We start from the raw sequence: 16,711 nt of genomic DNA, 5'->3' as shown, positions 1-16,711 counted from the left end.
CGCCACGGGCGCCAAGCCCGTGGTGTCGGCCGGCCTACTTGAACTGGCCGGCCAGCCGCTGCTCCGCATGCTGCATGTGCAGCCCCATCGCGAGGCTGATGCGGCGCACGTCGCGCTCGTTGAGCGCGGCGTAGATTTCCTCGTGCTCTTCCATCGATTCCGCCCACCACTGCGCGCTGAAGAAGTGCTGTTCGAGCGTCATGTAGAGCGGGGTGGTGCGGTGAATCCAAAGCTGATCGAGCAGCACCACGTAGGCGCTGTTGCCGGATGCCTCGGCCAAACTCAGATGGAACTGCCGGTCGTATTCGTTCAGTTGCGGATCGCCGACCTTGCTGCCGCGCAGCTTGCCGAGCCAGCCGAGCACGGTTTCGATCTGCGCATCGGACGCATGACGCACCGCCTGCACGGCGATTTCCGGCTCCAGATAGGCGCGCGCGCGAATCACGTCGAACGGCGACACCGCGTGCATGCGCGGCGCGGGCGCGGTTGATCCGGCATGGGCGGCCGCTGCGGCATTCGTCACCGCATTCGCCGAAGCCGCCTGCGCCGCGATCGCCGCGGCTCCGCCGCGCTGCTTGACGAAGATCCCCGAGCCGCTGCGCACTTCCACCGTGCCCTCGATCTCCAGCGCGATCAGCGCCTCGCGCAGCGACGAGCGGCTCACGCCGAGCCGCGCGCTCAGATCGCGTTCGGCCGGCAGCCGTTCGCCGACGATGAATTCTCCGGCGTCGATCAGCTCGGTGATCTGCGCGGCGATCTGGCTGTAGAGCCGTTTCGTTTCGATCGGTTGGAAGGGCATGGGCGGAGTGGGCGGTGTGAGCGGCCCGCGAGCGGACCGGCGCGCGGGGCGCACAGTATAGGACAACGCCCGACGGCGGCCGCGTGCTTGCGAGGCCGCCGCCGGGCGCGGGCGGAAGGTGCGGCCGAACGCTTACAGCTTGAACGGCACGACCGTCTGCTGCTGTTCGCCGAGGCCTTCGATACCGAGCTTCATGACGTCGCCGGCGGCCAGGAAGCGCGGCGGCTTCATGCCCAGGCCGACGCCGGGCGGCGTGCCGGTGGTGATCACGTCGCCGGGCAGCAGCGTCATGAACTGGCTCAGGTGGCTGACGAGTTCGGCCGCGTCGAAGATCATCGTGCTGGTGTTGCCGTTCTGCACGCGCTCGCCGTTCACTTCGAGCCACATCGCCAGGTTCTGCACGTTCGGCACTTCATCGCGCGTCACGAGCCACGGGCCGATCGGGCCGAACGTGTCGCAACCCTTGCCCTTGTCCCACTGCGAGCCGCGTTCGAGCTGGAATTCGCGCTCGCTGACGTCGTTGATCGTGACGTAGCCGGCCACGTAGTCAAGCGCCTGATCGCGCTCGACGTAGCGCGCCGTGCGGCCGATCACGATGCCGAGTTCGACTTCCCAGTCGGTCTTTTCCGAACCGCGCGGCAGCATGACCGGATCGTTCGGCCCCTGGATGCACGAGGTGGCCTTGGTGAACACGATCGGCTCCTTCGGCACCGGCATGTTCGATTCGGCGGCGTGATCCGAGTAGTTCAGGCCGATCGCCAGGAATTTGCCGATGTTGGCGACCGGGCAGCCGTAGCGCGGCGCGCCGTCGACGACGGGCAGCGAGGCGATGTCGAGCGCGCGCAGCTTGGCGAGCGTCGCCTCGTCGAGCGTGGCGGGCGTGATGTCGGCGATCACGCCGCTCAGGTCGCGCAGCTTGCCGTCCTGATCGACGAGGGCCGGCTTTTCGCTGCCGGGCTGGCCATAACGGGCGAGTTTCATGGGTGAGGGCTCCTGATGAATCGGGTCGAGGGTTGAGCGTTGAAACGGAGACGGCGGATCAGATGGTCATGCCGCCGTCGACCGAATAGGTCTGGCCGGTGACGAATGCGGCGTCGTCGCTGGCGAGGAACGTGACGATCGGCGCGATTTCCTCGGCGCGCGCGATGCGGCCCATCGGCTGGCGCGCGACGAACGCGGCGCGCGCGGCCACCGGGTCGTCGTAGGCGTTGATGCGCTGCGCCAGCGACGGCGTGTCGACGGTGCCGGGCGAGATGGCGTTGCAGCGCACGCCCTGCAGCACGTAATCGGCGGCGACGGCCTTGGTCAAGCCGATCACGGCCGCCTTCGACGCGCCGTAGACGAAGCGGTTCGGCAGCCCGCGGATGCTGCTCGCGACGCTGGCCATGTTGACGATGCTGCCGCCGCCGTTCTCGAGCATCGACGGCAGCGCGGCGCGGATCGTCCAGAACATCGAGCGCACGTTCAGATCGAAGGCGAACGCCCAGTCGTCATCGCTGGCTTCGAGGATGGTGCCGTTGTGGACGAAGCCGGCGCAGTTGAACAGCACGTCGGTGCGCGGCAGGCCGCCGAAGAACGCGTCGATCGCGGCGCGGTTCATCACGTCGAGCGGCGCGGTGTGCACGTTGGCGACGCCTTCGAACGCACGCAGCAGTTCCGGCTTCACGTCGGTCGCCCAGACCTGCGCACCCTCGCGGGCCAGCGCGAGCACCGCCGCCTGCCCGATGCCTGCGCCCGCCGCCGTGACGACGGCTACCTTGCCTTCGAGTCTCATCGTGTCTCCTGTTCGTGTCCGGTTGCGGCCCGGCGACAAATTGGCCGGACCAGTGGGCCAGACGCCATCCTAATGGCGAATGGCTGAGGAGGCGAGAGGTGGGAGGGGTGGGTTTTCCCTTTGGTGAGTTTGAAATTGCGTAAAGATTGTTGATTTTATTGAGTTTTATTTTCTAGAAAAAGTGAGGAAAGGATCGAGGCGGCAGCGCGATGCAGGCTGAGATACGGAGAAATCGGTCGGAAAATAGCTTTGGATGAATCGTTAAAATATATTTTTATGGTCGGTCCAAATGAAAAGGCGCGCCACAACGACAAACGGCCGGGAACCACGGGCCGAAGCCCGCCGTTCCCGGCCGTTTCAACGCGCCGCGACGCTCAGATATGCAGAAACGCCGTGATCGACACCCCCACTCCGGCCAGCCCCGCCAGCGCGACCACCACGAACAGCCGGCGGCTGCCCGTCAGCGAGGTGATGGCCGCCAGCGAGATCGCCGCGCTGATCAGCGCCAGCGCCTGCCCGAACAGGTGCTGCGGGTGCTCCTTCGATTCCGACTGGCGGTTCGCTTCCTCGACCTGTTGTTCGAGCGCCTTGGCCTTCTCGGCGATGTCCTTCTTGCGCGCGTTGTACTTGTCGATCTGGTCTTTGAAGCGCGCCTGCTTCTCGGGGCCGGCCAGCTCGGCGGCCAGTTCCATCAGGTGGCCCTTGTTCGACTGGGCCTGATAGAGATTCCATTGATCGCTGGCCTTGCTTTGCAGCAGCACGGCATTGTTCTTGTACATCAGCGCCTGGGTTTGCAGGACGCCTTCCTCGTAGTGGAGCAGGCTGGCCAGCGCGGCGAGGATCGCCGTGAAGACCGCCACCCAGCGCGAGAGCGGATCGCCCGCATGGGCGGCGTGTTCGACGGCGTGATCGTGGGGAGCGTGTTCGTGCGACATGGTGAGTCCGGTGCTTCGTGTAAGCGATGAAAGCGCCGCGCAAGGCGCGGGCGGAACGTGGGGCCGGCCATTATGGCAGGGTCTGATGACGTGTCGTAATCGGGAGCACGCGCCGCGTCGGCGCGAATTCGACCGCAAGCATCGGCAGGGGGGATGCACGGCTTGCCGTTACACTGGCACGCATCGGAAGCATAAGCAGGGACAGGAGAAACAGGATGTCGCAAGTGTGTAAACGCATCCCGTCGCCGGTGGGCGAGCTGACGCTCGTCGCGCGCGACGGCAAGCTGATCGCGATCCTCTGGGACAACGACCGGCCCACGCGCGTGAAGGTCGGCGCGCTGCGCGACGACGACGCGCATCCGGTCCTGGTCGAAACGGCCCGCCAGCTCGACGAATATTTCGCCGGCCGGCGCACGGCGTTCGATCTCGACATCGCATTCCACGGCACCGAATTCCAGAAGCGCGTGTGGAACGCGCTGCTGACGATCCCGTTCGGCGAGACGCGCAGCTATCGGGACATCGCCGTGCAGGTCGGCAACCATCGCGCCACGCGCGCGGTGGGCGCCGCGAACGGGCGCAACCCGCTGTCGATCGTCGCGCCGTGCCATCGCGTGATCGGCACCTCGGGCGACCTGACCGGCTTCGCGGGCGGCAAGGATCGCAAGGCCGCGCTGCTCGCGCTCGAATCGAGCGCGCGTCAGCCGGTGTTGTTCTGACCTGACGGCGCGGGTCCTCTGCCTCCGGCTGCGCGGCGCGCTTGCTCGCGCTCGAATCGAGCGTACGTCACCGGTTCTGTCCTGACCTGACGGCACCAGTCCTTTGCCACCGGGCTACACTACGCGGCGCGCCATCGCCGCGGCCCGGTCATCCCTCCCGATCGAACGTTTCGCCGCGGCCCGCGCGCCAAACCATAACGAAGACGAGAGAGGGCACGCATGCAGGACAACTCACGGCCGGTGCACGTACCGGCCCGGCTCGCGACGCACCGCTTCACGGCGATCGTCGTCGCGATGCTCGCGGCGACGGCAGCGGCTGTCGTCACCCACGCCGCCGCGCCGCTTCCGGCGCCGGCTCATACCGATTCCCGCACGCTCTGCACGCTGGTGGCCGACGCCGCCACCGGCGCCATGCTGGCCGAGCAGGGCGATGCATGTCAGGCGCGCGTCACGCCCGCCTCGACGTTCAAGATCGCGTTGAGCCTGATGGGCTTCGATGCCGGTGTGCTGAAGAACGCGCACGCGCCGCAGTTGCCGTTTCGCGCCGGTTATCCGGACTGGGGTGGCGCGGCCTGGCAGCAACCGACCGATCCCGAGCGCTGGATTCGCTATTCGGTGTTCTGGTATTCGCAACGGATCACCGAGGCGCTCGGTCAGGCGCGTTTCGCGCAATACACGCGGCGGCTCGGCTTCGGCAACGCCGACGTGACGCTCGGCCCCGGCGAATTCAGCGGCATGCGCGGCGCATGGAACGCCGGCACGCTGCGGATCTCGCCGGTCGAGCAGGTCGCCTTCCTGCGCGGCATCGTCAATCGCACGTTGCCCGTCAGCGCGCAGGCGTTCGACATGACCGAGCGCATCACGCGCATCGACGCGCAGCCGGGCGGCTGGGTCGTGCACGGCAAGACCGGCACGAGTTCGCCCGGCGACGACGGCCGGTTCGACCGCGCACGCGCCTACGGCTGGTTCGTCGGCTGGGCGACGCTCGGCTCGCGCAAGGTGGTGTTCGCGCGGCTGATCCAGGACGATGCGCCGCACGATGCGCCGGCCGGGTTCCGCGCGCGCGACGCGATGCTGGCGGCGTTGCCGGCGCTGGCGTCGCAGCAACCGGCGGCAGCCGCTCAATAAGCCCCGGCGCGACACGCGCGGCATGAACCGCCGCGCATCGCGCCTTCACCGGCGCTTACGCGCCGCCGCCGTTCTTTGCGTACAGCACCGGCGCGGTCACATACCACTTCGGATACTGCGATTTCAGCGCGGCCACCTTCGGCAGATCGTTGACGACGATGTACGGATAGTCGGGATGGTTGACGAGGAAATCCTGGTGATAGCCCTCGGCCGGATAGAACTGCTTGCCCGTCTCGATCTTCGTGACGATCGGCGACGAGAACGTGTGCGCGCTCGTCAGTTGCGCGATGTAGGCGGTGGCGATCGACTGCTGCTGCGCGTCGGCCGGGAAGATCGCCGAGCGGTATTGCGTGCCGGTGTCGGGGCCCTGGCGGTTCAGCTCGGTCGGATCGTGCGCGACCGAGAAGAAGATCTGCAGCAGCCGGCCGTAGCTGACCTGCGCCGGGTCGTAGACGATCCGCACCGATTCCGCATGGCCGGTGTCGCCCTCGCTGACGGTTTCGTACTGCGCGGTGGAGGCCGCGCCGCCCGCATAACCGGCGGCCACCTGCTTGACGCCGGCGACGTGCTCGAACACCCCCTGCACACCCCAGAAGCAGCCGCCCGAGAACACGGCGGTTTCGGTGTGCCCGGCGGCGGGCTTCTCGTCGAGCGTCGGCGCGGGCAGCGGCTTGGCGCTGTCGGCCAGCGCGGCCGGCTGCCAGCCGAACGCGGCGGCGGCCACCGCACCCACGGCGGCAACGCTGCCGGCGACGCGGGCGATCAGTCGGAGCCGCGAGCGGGGCGCGGCGGCGGAGCGGGTCGTTTTCATGATGCGGACTCCTTGCAATGTCGAATGGCGAACGTCGTGTAGCGGATGGGTAAGCGGTGCGGCGCTCAACCGAACGTGAAGGCGAAGGCCTGCACGCCCGGGTCGAGGAACTCGATCGAGAACGTGTGATCGGCGACCGGGCCGGTCTGGCGAATCAGTTGATACAGGCGCTGGCCCTTGACCACGCCGACGCCGTCGGCATCCACGTCGGCGCCGTGCGACGCGCCCGGCGCGGTGCCGTCGACCGTCACGCGAAAGCGCACCGGCGCGCCGTTCTTGCCCGGGCCGAGCACCAGGTGCAGGTCGCGGGCGTGGAAGCGGTAGACGATCCGGCCGCCCGGCTTGGCGAGCGTGGCCTGCTCGTTGCCGACCGTCCAGGCGCCGGCCAGGCCCCAATCGTCGAGGCCGGGCTGCGCGGGCGGCGCGTAGTCGTGCTCGCGGTCATGCAACTGGCCGCCGGGCGACACGAAGTTGTCGGCGCGTGCGTAGCCCACGTAGGTTTCCGGCGAACGCATGTCGGCGCTGTCCGCGGCGGCCTGCGCACCGCTGGCGGCGGCGCCTTCGAGGCCGAGCGGCACCTGTGCCGCGTCGGGGTGGCCCGCCTCGACCAGCAGTTGCTGGATCGCGCGTTCCGATTGCGCGTAGTCGCCTTCGCCGAAGTGGTGGTAGCGCACGCGGCCTTGCGCGTCGATGAAGTAGTGCGCCGGCCAGTATTCGTTGTTGAACGCGCGCCAGATCGAATAGCCGTTGTCGATCGCCACCGGGTAGGTCACGCCGAGGTCGTGGCTGGCTTTCTTGACGTTGTCGATATTGCGCTCGAAGGCGAATTCCGGCGCATGCACGCCGATCACCACCAGCCCGTCGTTCTGGTACTTGCGCGCCCAGGCCTTGACGTACGGCAGCGTGCGCAGGCAGTTGATGCACGAGTAGGTCCAGAAATCGACCAGCACCACCTTGCCGCGCAGCGACGCGTTGGTCAGCGGCGGCGAGTTGAGCCACTGGGTCGCGCCGGCCAGCGACGGCGCCTCGCCCTCGACCGGCAGCGCCGGCGCGGAGACGCGCAGCATCGCCGCGTCGTGGCGGGCGGCGGTCGTGGCGGCCGACATCATCGCGTTGGGGTTGGCGTCGGGGGCGGTGTGGTTCGCGGCGGCGCGCATGGCGTCGCCGGAAGCCATCATCGACGGGCCGTTGCCTGCGCCGGCCGCGGCACGCATGGCGTCGCCGGAGGCCATCATCGAGGGGCCGTTGCCTGCGCCGGCAGCGGCACGCATGGCGTCGCCGGAAGCCATCATCGACGGGCCGTTGCCTGCGCCGGCAGCGGCGCGCATGGCGTCACCGGAAGCCATCATCGAAGGCCCGTTGCCGTCACCGGCAGCCGCACGCATCGCATCACCCGAAGCCATCATCGCCGGGCCGCCCGCATCGCCGGGCGCCTGCCCCGGCGTCTTGCGCGGCGCGAGCCGATCCACCAGCGATTGTTCGAGGCCGCCGGTGGCGACCGTCGACACCTGCGTCAGCACGCCCGTATCCAGGCCGAGTGCGATCGCGACCACGCCGCCGAGCATCGCCACGCCTAGCCCGCGGCGGATCCATTCGCCCGCGCCGAGCGAGCGCTTCATCGCCGAGAACAGCTTGCCGCCGATCAGCAACGCGGCCGCTAGCGAGGTGGCCGCGCCGGCCGCGTAGGCGACCAGCAGCAGCGTGGTGCCGACGCTCGCGCCGCGCAACGCCGCGCCGGTCAGCACCAGGCCGAGGATCGGGCCGGCGCACGGCGCCCACAGCAGGCCGGTGGCCACGCCGAGCAGCAGCGACGCGCCGATGCTGCCGCGCCCGTCGTTGGCGGTGGAGGCCACGCCGGTCAGGCGGTTGCCGAGCGCCACCAGCGGCCGGGTCAGATGGTCGGCCAGGCGCGGGAACAGCAGCGTCAGGCCGAACACGCCGACCAGCGCGATGGCGAGCCAGCGGCCGGCCTCGTTGGCCTGGGCGATCCAGCCGCCGCCCACGGCGGCCAGCGTCGCGACGCCCGCGAACGTCACGGCCATGCCGGCCAGCAGCGGCAGCGCGTTGCGCATGAACGGCTTGTCGGCGCGGGCGAACACGAACGGCAGCACCGGCAGGATGCAGGGGCTCAGGATCGTGAGCACGCCGCCGAGATAGGCGAGGATGACGAGCAACATGATGGGATGTCCTTCGGGGGAGGGGCGGCGCTCAGGCCGACGAGGGGCGGAACGTCATCGCCGTGCCGTTCATGCAGTAGCGCAGGCCGGTGGGCTTCGGGCCGTCGTCGAACACATGGCCGAGGTGGCCCGCGCAGCGGCGGCAGTGCACTTCGGTACGGACCATGCCGAACGAGGTGTCGGTGTCGGTCACCACGGCGTGGTCGAGCGGCGACCAGAAGCTCGGCCAGCCGGTGTGGCTGTCGAACTTGGTGGCCGACGAGAACACCGGCAGCGCGCAACCGGCGCACGAGAACGTGCCGGAGCGGTGCTCGTCGTTGAGCGGGTTGCTGTACGGGCGTTCGGTGCCCGCCTCGCGCAGCACGGCATACTGGGCGGGCGTGAGGCGCTTGCGCCATTCGGCGTCGGAAAGCGTCAGTTCGGCCGGTGCGGCGAGCTTCGGCGGTTGTTGCGCGAACACGCCGTTGCGCGTGAGGGCGGCCACGGCGCCGGCGAATGCGGCGCCGGTCAGCAGGAAACGTCGGCGGCTGGTCATGTTGGACTCCTGTGGGACGGGGGATGACATGCCGCTCATCGTAATGACGGGACGGTCGCGAAGTCCTCACGAAAAGTTAAAGTTTTCGTGATAATTCGGCGACGGCGACGGCTACGGCGACCGTGGACGGAATGTTCACGAAACCGTGACGACTCGGCCGCGCCGATGCGCGAGAATCGTCCTGCCGGCGGCGCGGCGGTGGCGGCCGATGCCGTGGTTGCGTCGGTTGCATCCGCGCCGCGCCGGTTCGCCGCCTTTTCATGCTGCATCCGCCGTGCCCGCCCGGCGCGGCTTGCCCGACTTCCCTGCCCATGGACCCACAAAAACGCATCCTGATCGTCGAAGACGATGCCGACATCGCCAACGTGCTCGCGCTGCACCTGCGCGACGAGCGCTACGAGGTGGTGCACTGCGCCAACGGCGACGACGGCCTGCGCCGTCTCGAACAGGGCCATTGGGACGCGCTGGTGCTCGACCTGATGCTGCCGGGCGTCGACGGCCTCGAAATCTGCCGACGCGCCCGCGCGATGGAGCGCTACACGCCGATCATCATCATCAGCGCGCGTTCGAGCGAGGTGCACCGCATCCTCGGCCTCGAACTCGGCGCGGACGATTACCTCGCCAAGCCGTTCTCGATGCTCGAACTGGTGGCGCGCGTGAAGGCGCTGCTGCGGCGCGTCGAGGCGCTGTCGCGCGATGCGCGGCCCGACGCCGGGCGGGTGGACGTGGGCGGCCTGGCGCTCGATCCGCTCACGCGCGAGGCCGCCGTGGACGGCGCCGCGATCGACCTGACCCCGCGCGAATTCGACCTGCTGTATCACTTCGCGCGCCATCCCGGCAAGGCGTTCTCGCGCACCGACCTGCTCAACGCCGTGTGGGGATATCAGCACGAGGGCTACGAGCACACCGTCAACACCCATATCAACCGGCTGCGCGCCAAGATCGAAGCCGACCCGGCCCAGCCGGCGCGAATCCTCACGGTCTGGGGGCGCGGCTACAAGCTGGTCGCGCCGGGCGTGGCGCCGAACGCCGACGGCAAGGACGCCTGATGCGCCGCCTGACCCTCACGCAGCGGCTCGCGGTGGTGTTCTCTGTGCTGCTGCTGGCCTGCTGCGGCGCGTCCGCGTGGATCCAGATCCGCGCCAGCGACATGCACGAGAAGGAAGTCGTGCAGCGGCTCTCGCACGATCTGGCCGGGCATATCGCACTGAGCGCCTCGCTGATGGACGACAACGGGCTGCGGCCCGACGCCGTGCGCAAGCTGTTCGGGCAACTGATGGGCGTGAACCCGAGCGTCGAGGTGTATCTGCTCGACAATGCCGGCGAAATTCGCGGCGACGACGCGCCGCCGGGCCGCGTCAAGCGCGAGCGCGTCGATCTCGCTCCGGTCAAGCGCTTCCTCGATGGCCAGCCGCTGCCGATCCTCGGCGACGATCCGCGCAGCCTCGACGCGCGCAAGGTGTTCAGCGCCGCGCCGTTGCAGATGCCGGGGCATCCGCCGTCCGGCTATATCTACGTGGTGCTGCTCGGCGAGGCGCACGACGAGCTGGCGGCGCGCGTCGCGGCCAGTTCGGTGCTGCGCACCACGCTGTGGTCGATCGCGCTGGTGGCGCTGCTCGGGCTGCTGGCGGGGCTGACCGCGTTCGGGCTGATCACGCGGCCGCTGCGCCGCTTCACCGACGCGATCCGCCGCTTCGACGCCAACGGCGAGCCCGACGCGCAGCCGTCGCTGCCGCATGTGTCGGTGGCCGGCGCGCGCGACGAGATCGCCGTGCTCGAAACCGCGTTCGCGCAGATGTCCGACCGGATCGGCGAGCAATGGCGCGAGCTGAAGCAGCAGGACCAGCAGCGCCGCGAGCTGATCGCGAACCTGTCGCACGACCTGCGCACGCCGTTGACCTCGCTGCACGGCTATCTGGAAGCGCTGGCCATGAAGGGCGCGACGCTCGACGCGGCCGATCGCGAGCGTTACCTCGCGATCGCGCTGGCGCAGAGCGGCAAGGTGGGGCGCCTGGCGCGCGCGTTGTTCGAATTGGCGCGGCTCGAATCGGGGCTCGTGCAGCCGGCGCTGGAGGACGGCTCGCTGGCCGATCTGGTGCAGGACGTGTTCGCCAAGTTCGAGCTGGGCGCGAAGGCGCGCGACGTGACGCTCGACGCGCGGATCGAGCCGCGCCTGCCGAACGTGCATGCCGATTTCGGGATGATCGAGCGGGTGCTGACCAATCTGCTCGACAACGCGCTGCGGCACACGCCGGAGGGCGGGCATGTGGCCGTCGAGCTGGCGGCGCACGATGGCGCGGTGGTGGTCACGGTGCGCGATACCGGCCCGGGCGTGCCGCCGGGCCTGCGCGAATCGCTGTTCCGGCGGCCGGTGGGGTCGTGGGAAGTGGCCTCGGGCGATTCGCATCGCGGCGGGCTGGGGCTGCTGCTGGTGCAACGGATGCTGCAACTGCACGGCAGCGAGGCGCGGCTGGTGGACGAGCCGCGCGGCGGGGCTGTGTTCGAGTTCGCGTTGCGGGCGGCGGGGCGGTGAGGGGGCGTTAGAGCAGAGACTTGAACGCGGCGGGAATCATCGGCGCCACGTGTTGCAGGTGTTGAGCCTGGCGTGTGACGAAGCCGGCGATTTCCCGCACGAGCATGCGCTCTTCGCCGATATACATATCGGAGCCGGCCAGTTCCGCGGCGGCGTTCATCGCGCTGTCGGCCATGCGCCGCAGGTCGCGCGACAGATAGCTCGCGGGGATGCCGGTGCGCTGCGCGAAATCGGCGAGTGCAAACGCCGTCACGTCATCGATGCGAAATGCGTCGCCGTAACCCATGGCCATGTCCTGTTCGACGCCGGCGCCATAGACATTCACCGATACGAGGTCGTAGAACGGCGCGGGCGCCAGCCCCGAGCGGCGCATGAAGAACGACAGATTCTTGCCATGCGCGTCGCTGTTGCCGATCAGCAGATGGAACATCGCCCACCGGACGAGCAGGGCACGCGCGTGCGCCGGATCTTCGCATTGCCGCGCCAACGGGAACAACGTTGCAAAGCTCACGCCTTCGCGGATATTGGCGACACTCTCGTTGTTGCCGAAATTGCGCTCGTATTTATAGGACACGGGGGCGTCGAGTGCCTGGCACGCATCGATCACATGCAAACGGCGTACGGTATGCACGAGGCCCGTGGTCGGATCGCGCGTCACGCTGCGATCGAAGCGCTCGACGAGCAGCAGCGGCTCCGGAATCCGCCACAGCGAGACGGGCGCCACGGGCAGGCCCATCCGCGCGGCGAGCGTCATGCAGAAATGCTCGTTCGCCACCATGTGCGGCGTCGACATGTTGCGTGATTCCGGCTTGAGGAGATGGGTGGAACTCAGTGCGCCATCGGCGAGCGCAATGTGTTCGCCCTCGATCAGCACTTGCAGCTTGTCCTGATAGCCCGCGACCGAGAGTCGGACCTTGCGGTCCCAAACCGGGAACGGGATCGTGTCGCGATCGCGGATGCGCTCGCTCAGTTCGGCATGAGGGATCGCGCGCCGCACGGCTTCCCGACTCTGTACCGGTGCGGCGCCATCATCGGCAACGGGCAGGAAACCGAGGCCACCGACTGGCTCTCTGCCCAACACATGCACCAGCCCGAATACGTTGTCTTTCGAAATCTGATTGACGACCGAGGCGACATCGAGCGCACGCCCTTCCGGCAGAAGATTAGACAGGAAGCGTTGCATGACGCCCGATGCCGGAGCGTGGGGGCCGAGCGGAATGTGTGGGGAAAGCGGGAATGCGTCGGCGCGTGCCAGCCATGCGTCGTCGTACCGGAACATGAAGCGCTCGTCGTGCGACTCGAACTCGAGTTGGCCGACTATGCCGGTATCCGTCGCGACGATGAGCTGGCGACTCATGCGTGCCCGCCTTCCGCTGACGAGCCTGGGATGTCGTGCTGCAGAGCGTGGAAGACTTTCGGCGTTTCCGATTTCGGAATGGCGAACAGATTCAGGCCGAGGCCGTCGAGTACGCGGAACATTCGGTCGGAACCGACCGGAATGCCGTTTTCCATTCGCGACAGCATTGCCGTGGAGACACCCAGCAAGGCGGCAGCATCGTCGATGCGCATCGATTGCTCACGGCGTCGATTGCGCACGACGTTGCCGAGCGCGACCAGATCGGCCGCGAGCGGGCTGGTGACGACGGGTTTGGGAAGATGGCGGGCCATAATTAACCATATATGAAAACAAAGAGATCTCGGTTGCTTGAGATCAAAATATTTCTCGAATATGGAAATTATAGATCGAATCTTAAGTTGGCTCTCTAAGTTTCCATATTTGAGAAATATGGATGCGTTTTCCCCGCAATTCCCGTGTCGTTTGCCGCCTCACCCCCGCAACCCCGCCAGCCCCACCTTCTGCCGCCCCTGTTCATCGAAATTCTCCGGCGCGAGCCACGCCGCGAACGCCTGCTTCAGGCGCGGCCATTCCGTATCGACGATCGAATACCACGCCGTATCGCGCGCACGGCCCTTGTAGACCACCGCCTGCCGGAAAATCCCCTCGAATTCGAAGCCGAGCCGCTCGGCCGCGCGCCGCGACGGCGCGTTCAGGCTGTCGCACTTCCATTCGTAGCGGCGGTAGTTGAGCTGGTCGAACACGTAGGCCATCAGCAGGTACTGCGCCTCGGTGGACAGCGGCGTTTGCTTGAGCTTCGGCGAGAACGTCACGCTGCCCACCTCGATCGCGCCGTGCACCGGGTCCTGGCGCATCAGCGCCAGCGTGCCGACCGCGCGGCCGCTGGCGCGGTCGATCACGGCGTAATGGCGCGGGTCGGTGCTGCGCTCGGCGGTTTCCGCGTAGCGGCGGAATTCGTCGGCCGAGGCGAACGGGCCGACGAACAGGTAGGTCCAGTCGCGGCCGTCGTCGGCGGACAGGTAGGCGGCGGCGAGATCGTCGGCGTGGCGCGCCGCGTCGAGCGGCTCCAGGCGGCAGTAGCAGCCTTCGAGCGTGACGGCGGCGGGCAGCGGGCGGGGCGTCCAGCCTTCGACGGCAGCGCCGATCGGTTGGCCGTATTCGTTGATGCGGGCGGACATCGTTTCTCCGGGCAGTGAGTGGCAGAATTCGCTCACTGTAGAGAGGCCCTGGCTCTTTGAAAAGGTCCAGCGGCACCGGAAACGATGGTGCCACGCACCGCGCTTGGTGGCGCGGCGCGCACGGCACGGCTTGCGGCGTTCAGGCCGGCTTGGCGCTTTCCTCGAGGATCTGGCGGATCGCGCCTTCGAACGCCTCGACCGGCTGGCCGCCCGTCACCAGATAGCGTTCGTTGAAGATGATCGACGGCACCGACGTGATGCCGATCGATTGCGATTCGCGCTCGGCCGCGCGCACCTCGTCGGCGTAGTCGCCGCCGGCCAGCACGGCGCGGGCGCGTTCGGCGTCCAGCCCGGCCGATTGCGCGGCGGCCACCAGCACGTCGGGATCGTTGGTGGCCCGGCCTTCGCCGTGATACGCGCGCAGCAGCGCGAGCTTCAGCTCCAGTTGGCGGCCTTCGAGCCCGGCCCAGTGCAGCAGGCGATGTGCGTCGAACGTGTTGTAGACATATTCGCGCTTGCCGAACGTGAAGCCCACCGCCGCACCGCGCTCGCGCAGCATCTCCTGCGATTCGGCGATCTGCTCGGGCGTGCGGCCGTATTTCTTGCCGAGATAGCCGACGATCGATTCGCCTTCCGGCTTCATGTCCGGGTTCAGTTCGAACGGATGCATGCGGATCTGCACTTTGGCGTCGTCGCCGATGCGCTCCAGCGCGAGCAGCAGCGACGACAGGCCGACCGCGCACCACGGGCAGGCGACGTCGGAGACGAAATCGATGGTCAGGGCTTGTTGGGACATGGCGGAAATCCTGCGGTCAATGCGTGAGGCCCGACAGGTTAGCGCGAATCGTCCGGCGTTGCCGGACGCGGCAGGGGTGGGTGCGTGGGTGGATGGCCCACGGCCGCTCACTATCTGGGCCGCGCGCGTGCCGTTTTGCGTTTCCGGGCCGGAGCGTGTATCAGAGCGGAACGGCCGCGCCGCCGCGCGGCGTTTTCCTTTTTCCGATTTCCGATCCGAGATTTCACCCCATCCGATGACCGATCCGAACGCCCTCAATGCCTCGAACGACCCGATCCGATCCGCCGGCGCGCCGGCCGCGACGCTGCTGGTGGACAGCCGCCACGTGCTCGGCGAATGCGCCACCTGGTGCGGGCTGACGCACGCGTTCTACTGGACCGATATCGAAGGCGCGCGCCTGTGGCGTCACCGCCCCGGCGCGGCGCAGGACACCGAAAGCTGGGCGATGCCCGAGCGGCTCGGCTGCTTCGCGTTGAGCGACGACCCCGATGTGCTGGTGGTGGGGCTGGCCACGCATCTGGCGCTGTTCGACCTGCGCAGCGGCCGTTTCGAGCGGCTGGTCGAGGTCGAGCCGGGCGAGCGCTCGCGCATCAACGACGGCCGCTGCGACCGCGCCGGCAACCTCGTGTTCGGCATGAAGGACGAGCACGAGCCGCTGGAGGCGTCCACCGGCTTCTATCGCCTGAACGCCGACCGCTCGCTCGAACGGCTCGCGCTGCCGCCGGCGGCGATCGCCAACAGCATCGCATTCTCGCCGGACGGCACGCGCATGTATTTCTGCGACACGCCCACGCGCCAGATCATGGTGTGCGACTACCGCGCCGACGGCCCGGTGGCGAACGTGCGGCCGTTCGTGGCGCTGACCGATCCGACCGGCGGCCCGGACGGCTCCACCGTCGACGCGGCCGGCGGCCTGTGGAACGCGCAATGGGGCGGCGCGCGCGTGGTGCGCTACGACGAGAACGGCGTGGAGACGGATCGCATCGTGGTGCCGACGGCGCAGCCGAGTTGCCCGTCGCTGGGGCCGGCGCCCGAGCGGGCGAGCGAGGGGCCTGACGAGGGGGAGGGCTGGAACACCTTGTACGTGACGAGCGCGCGTGAAGGGCTCGATGCGGCGGCGCTGCGCGACGATCCGCACGCGGGCGGGGTGTTTGTCGCTGCGACCGGGTATCGCGGCTTGCCGGAGGCGCGGTTTCCGCTGGGCGGCAAGCGCTGAACGCGGTGGGGGCGGGTGGTCGCGACGTCCGGTTGGTCAACTCGGCCTAGTGCGGAGTCGGTTGAGCGGCCTCTGCTGAACGCGTCAGGCGCCCGGCGGCGCGGCCAGATCGTCGCGTGTATCGACATCGCGCAACACGCCGGGATCGTCTACTTCGACCCGCGCCACCTCGTGCGCGACGAGCAGCGCGCGTGCCCCGGCATCGCCGTCGAGCGCGGCCAGCGCGTCGCGATGCACGGCCGCGAAGCCGACCGGATGGCCACGCTGGCCGTCGAACCACGGCGCGGCAATGGTGGCGCGGCCGCTGGCCAGCTCGCTGGCCACGGCGCGGATCGAGGCGGGCGCGATCCACGGCATGTCGCCGAGCGCGACGATCCAGCCGGCGGCGTCGCGCTCCGCGCGCACCGCGGCGGCCAGGCTCGCGCCCATGCCCTGCACGGCCTCGCCGGCCACCAGTACGCGGCAGCCGACGATCGCGAGCCGCTCGGCCAGCACGTCCGCGCCGGGGCGCACCACGGCGATCACATCGGGAATCACGGCGCGCAGCCGGCGCGCGGCGGCCAGCGCCACGGGCGTGCCGTCGGGCAAGGCGGCGAGCAGCTTGCTGTCCTGTCCGGAAGGGTCGAAGCGCGTGCCTAGGCCGGCGGCCAGCAGCACGCCGACAAATCGCGAGGAATGCAGATCAACCATGAGCAAGGCCGTGAGCGGGTGAACTGTGAGGGCGATTGTGCGGGCGGGCGGCGTGAACTACAAGCT

General features: G+C 68.6%; 17 protein-coding genes. 5 read left to right on the top strand and 12 right to left on the bottom strand.

Annotation, left to right across the window (positions count from 1 at the left end; genetic code table 11):
• Window positions 1-34: 34 nt before the first annotated feature.
• The 4 genes from AB4851_RS01280 to AB4851_RS01265 all read right to left on the bottom strand — a co-directional run bounded on the left by AB4851_RS01280 (window position 35) and on the right by AB4851_RS01265 (window position 3,508).
• The gene (locus AB4851_RS01280; RefSeq protein ID WP_414448096.1) at window positions 35-799 is read right to left on the bottom strand and encodes a FadR/GntR family transcriptional regulator; all 765 of its coding nucleotides are present in this window, start codon (window positions 797-799) and stop codon (window positions 35-37) included.
• 132 nt (window positions 800-931) lie between these two features.
• Window positions 932-1,780 (bottom strand): fumarylacetoacetate hydrolase family protein, encoded by an 849-nt coding sequence (locus AB4851_RS01275; RefSeq protein ID WP_414448095.1) that lies wholly within the window; start codon window positions 1,778-1,780, stop codon window positions 932-934.
• A 58-nt stretch (window positions 1,781-1,838) separates the two neighbouring features.
• Entirely contained in the window at window positions 1,839-2,573 is a 735-nt protein-coding gene (locus AB4851_RS01270; protein WP_414441359.1) for an SDR family oxidoreductase, read from the bottom strand.
• Between the two features lie 374 nt (window positions 2,574-2,947).
• Window positions 2,948-3,508: a DUF4337 domain-containing protein gene (locus tag AB4851_RS01265; protein ID WP_414448094.1), complete on the bottom strand. Its 561-nt coding sequence runs from the start codon at window positions 3,506-3,508 to the stop codon at window positions 2,948-2,950.
• A 215-nt stretch (window positions 3,509-3,723) separates the two neighbouring features.
• On the opposite strand from AB4851_RS01265, the gene AB4851_RS01260 reads away from it, so the two are divergent.
• Both AB4851_RS01260 and blaOXA read left to right on the top strand, forming a co-directional pair.
• The gene (locus tag AB4851_RS01260; RefSeq protein ID WP_414441361.1) at window positions 3,724-4,224 is read left to right on the top strand and encodes a methylated-DNA--[protein]-cysteine S-methyltransferase; all 501 of its coding nucleotides are present in this window, start codon (window positions 3,724-3,726) and stop codon (window positions 4,222-4,224) included.
• A 294-nt stretch (window positions 4,225-4,518) separates the two neighbouring features.
• The gene (blaOXA, locus tag AB4851_RS01255) at window positions 4,519-5,352 is read left to right on the top strand and encodes a class D beta-lactamase (RefSeq protein WP_414449211.1); all 834 of its coding nucleotides are present in this window, start codon (window positions 4,519-4,521) and stop codon (window positions 5,350-5,352) included.
• Window positions 5,353-5,407: 55 nt separating this feature from the next.
• Here blaOXA and msrA read toward each other — a convergent pair whose 3' ends face one another.
• The 3 genes from msrA to msrB all read right to left on the bottom strand — a co-directional run bounded on the left by msrA (window position 5,408) and on the right by msrB (window position 8,875).
• Complete coding sequence (gene msrA / locus AB4851_RS01250; RefSeq protein WP_414448093.1) at window positions 5,408-6,163, bottom strand: peptide-methionine (S)-S-oxide reductase MsrA; 756 nt, start codon at window positions 6,161-6,163, stop codon at window positions 5,408-5,410.
• A gap of 65 nt (window positions 6,164-6,228) precedes the next feature.
• Window positions 6,229-8,340, bottom strand: a complete 2,112-nt coding sequence (locus AB4851_RS01245) for a cytochrome c biogenesis protein CcdA (RefSeq protein WP_414448092.1) — start codon at window positions 8,338-8,340, stop codon at window positions 6,229-6,231.
• Between the two features lie 31 nt (window positions 8,341-8,371).
• Window positions 8,372-8,875 carry a peptide-methionine (R)-S-oxide reductase MsrB gene (gene msrB, locus AB4851_RS01240; RefSeq protein ID WP_414448091.1) on the bottom strand — a complete coding sequence of 168 codons (504 nt, stop codon included), beginning with the start codon at window positions 8,873-8,875 and terminating at the stop codon, window positions 8,372-8,374.
• Window positions 8,876-9,186: 311 nt separating this feature from the next.
• On the opposite strand from msrB, the gene AB4851_RS01235 reads away from it, so the two are divergent.
• Both AB4851_RS01235 and AB4851_RS01230 read left to right on the top strand, forming a co-directional pair.
• Window positions 9,187-9,924 (top strand): response regulator transcription factor, encoded by a 738-nt coding sequence (locus tag AB4851_RS01235; protein ID WP_414448090.1) that lies wholly within the window; start codon window positions 9,187-9,189, stop codon window positions 9,922-9,924.
• A complete protein-coding gene (locus tag AB4851_RS01230) occupies window positions 9,924-11,408 on the top strand; it encodes an ATP-binding protein (protein WP_414448089.1) in 1,485 nt (494 codons plus the stop codon). The genes AB4851_RS01235 and AB4851_RS01230 overlap by 1 nt, the downstream gene beginning before the upstream one ends.
• Window positions 11,409-11,415: 7 nt before the next feature.
• On the opposite strand, the gene AB4851_RS01225 is transcribed toward AB4851_RS01230, so the two are convergent.
• The 4 genes from AB4851_RS01225 to AB4851_RS01210 form a co-directional block, all read right to left on the bottom strand.
• Entirely contained in the window at window positions 11,416-12,765 is a 1,350-nt protein-coding gene (locus tag AB4851_RS01225; RefSeq protein WP_414448088.1) for a HipA domain-containing protein, read from the bottom strand.
• Window positions 12,762-13,076: a helix-turn-helix domain-containing protein gene (locus AB4851_RS01220; RefSeq protein ID WP_414448087.1), complete on the bottom strand. Its 315-nt coding sequence runs from the start codon at window positions 13,074-13,076 to the stop codon at window positions 12,762-12,764. Before AB4851_RS01220 ends, AB4851_RS01225 begins: the two co-directional genes overlap by 4 nt.
• Before the next feature lie 159 nt (window positions 13,077-13,235).
• The gene (locus tag AB4851_RS01215) at window positions 13,236-13,943 is read right to left on the bottom strand and encodes a GNAT family N-acetyltransferase (RefSeq protein ID WP_414448086.1); all 708 of its coding nucleotides are present in this window, start codon (window positions 13,941-13,943) and stop codon (window positions 13,236-13,238) included.
• A gap of 139 nt (window positions 13,944-14,082) precedes the next feature.
• On the bottom strand, window positions 14,083-14,739 hold the full coding sequence (locus tag AB4851_RS01210; protein WP_414448085.1) for a DsbA family oxidoreductase: 657 nt from the start codon (window positions 14,737-14,739) through the stop codon (window positions 14,083-14,085).
• Between the two features lie 235 nt (window positions 14,740-14,974).
• Between AB4851_RS01210 and AB4851_RS01205 the strand changes: the two genes are divergently transcribed.
• Entirely contained in the window at window positions 14,975-15,955 is a 981-nt protein-coding gene (locus tag AB4851_RS01205; RefSeq protein ID WP_414448084.1) for an SMP-30/gluconolactonase/LRE family protein, read from the top strand.
• An 84-nt stretch (window positions 15,956-16,039) separates the two neighbouring features.
• Here the strand turns inward: AB4851_RS01205 and AB4851_RS01200 are convergent, their stop codons facing one another.
• Window positions 16,040-16,645, bottom strand: a complete 606-nt coding sequence (locus AB4851_RS01200) for a nucleotidyltransferase family protein (protein ID WP_414448083.1) — start codon at window positions 16,643-16,645, stop codon at window positions 16,040-16,042.
• Between the last annotated feature and the right edge of the window lie 66 nt (window positions 16,646-16,711).

Origin of the sequence: Burkholderia sp. 22PA0099 (genome assembly GCF_047497165.1) — a bacterium.
Classification (GTDB): Bacteria; Pseudomonadota; Gammaproteobacteria; order Burkholderiales; family Burkholderiaceae; genus Burkholderia.
The sequence above is the reverse complement of the archived record's forward strand: the minus strand, read 5'-3'. Positions and strand labels throughout refer to the sequence as shown.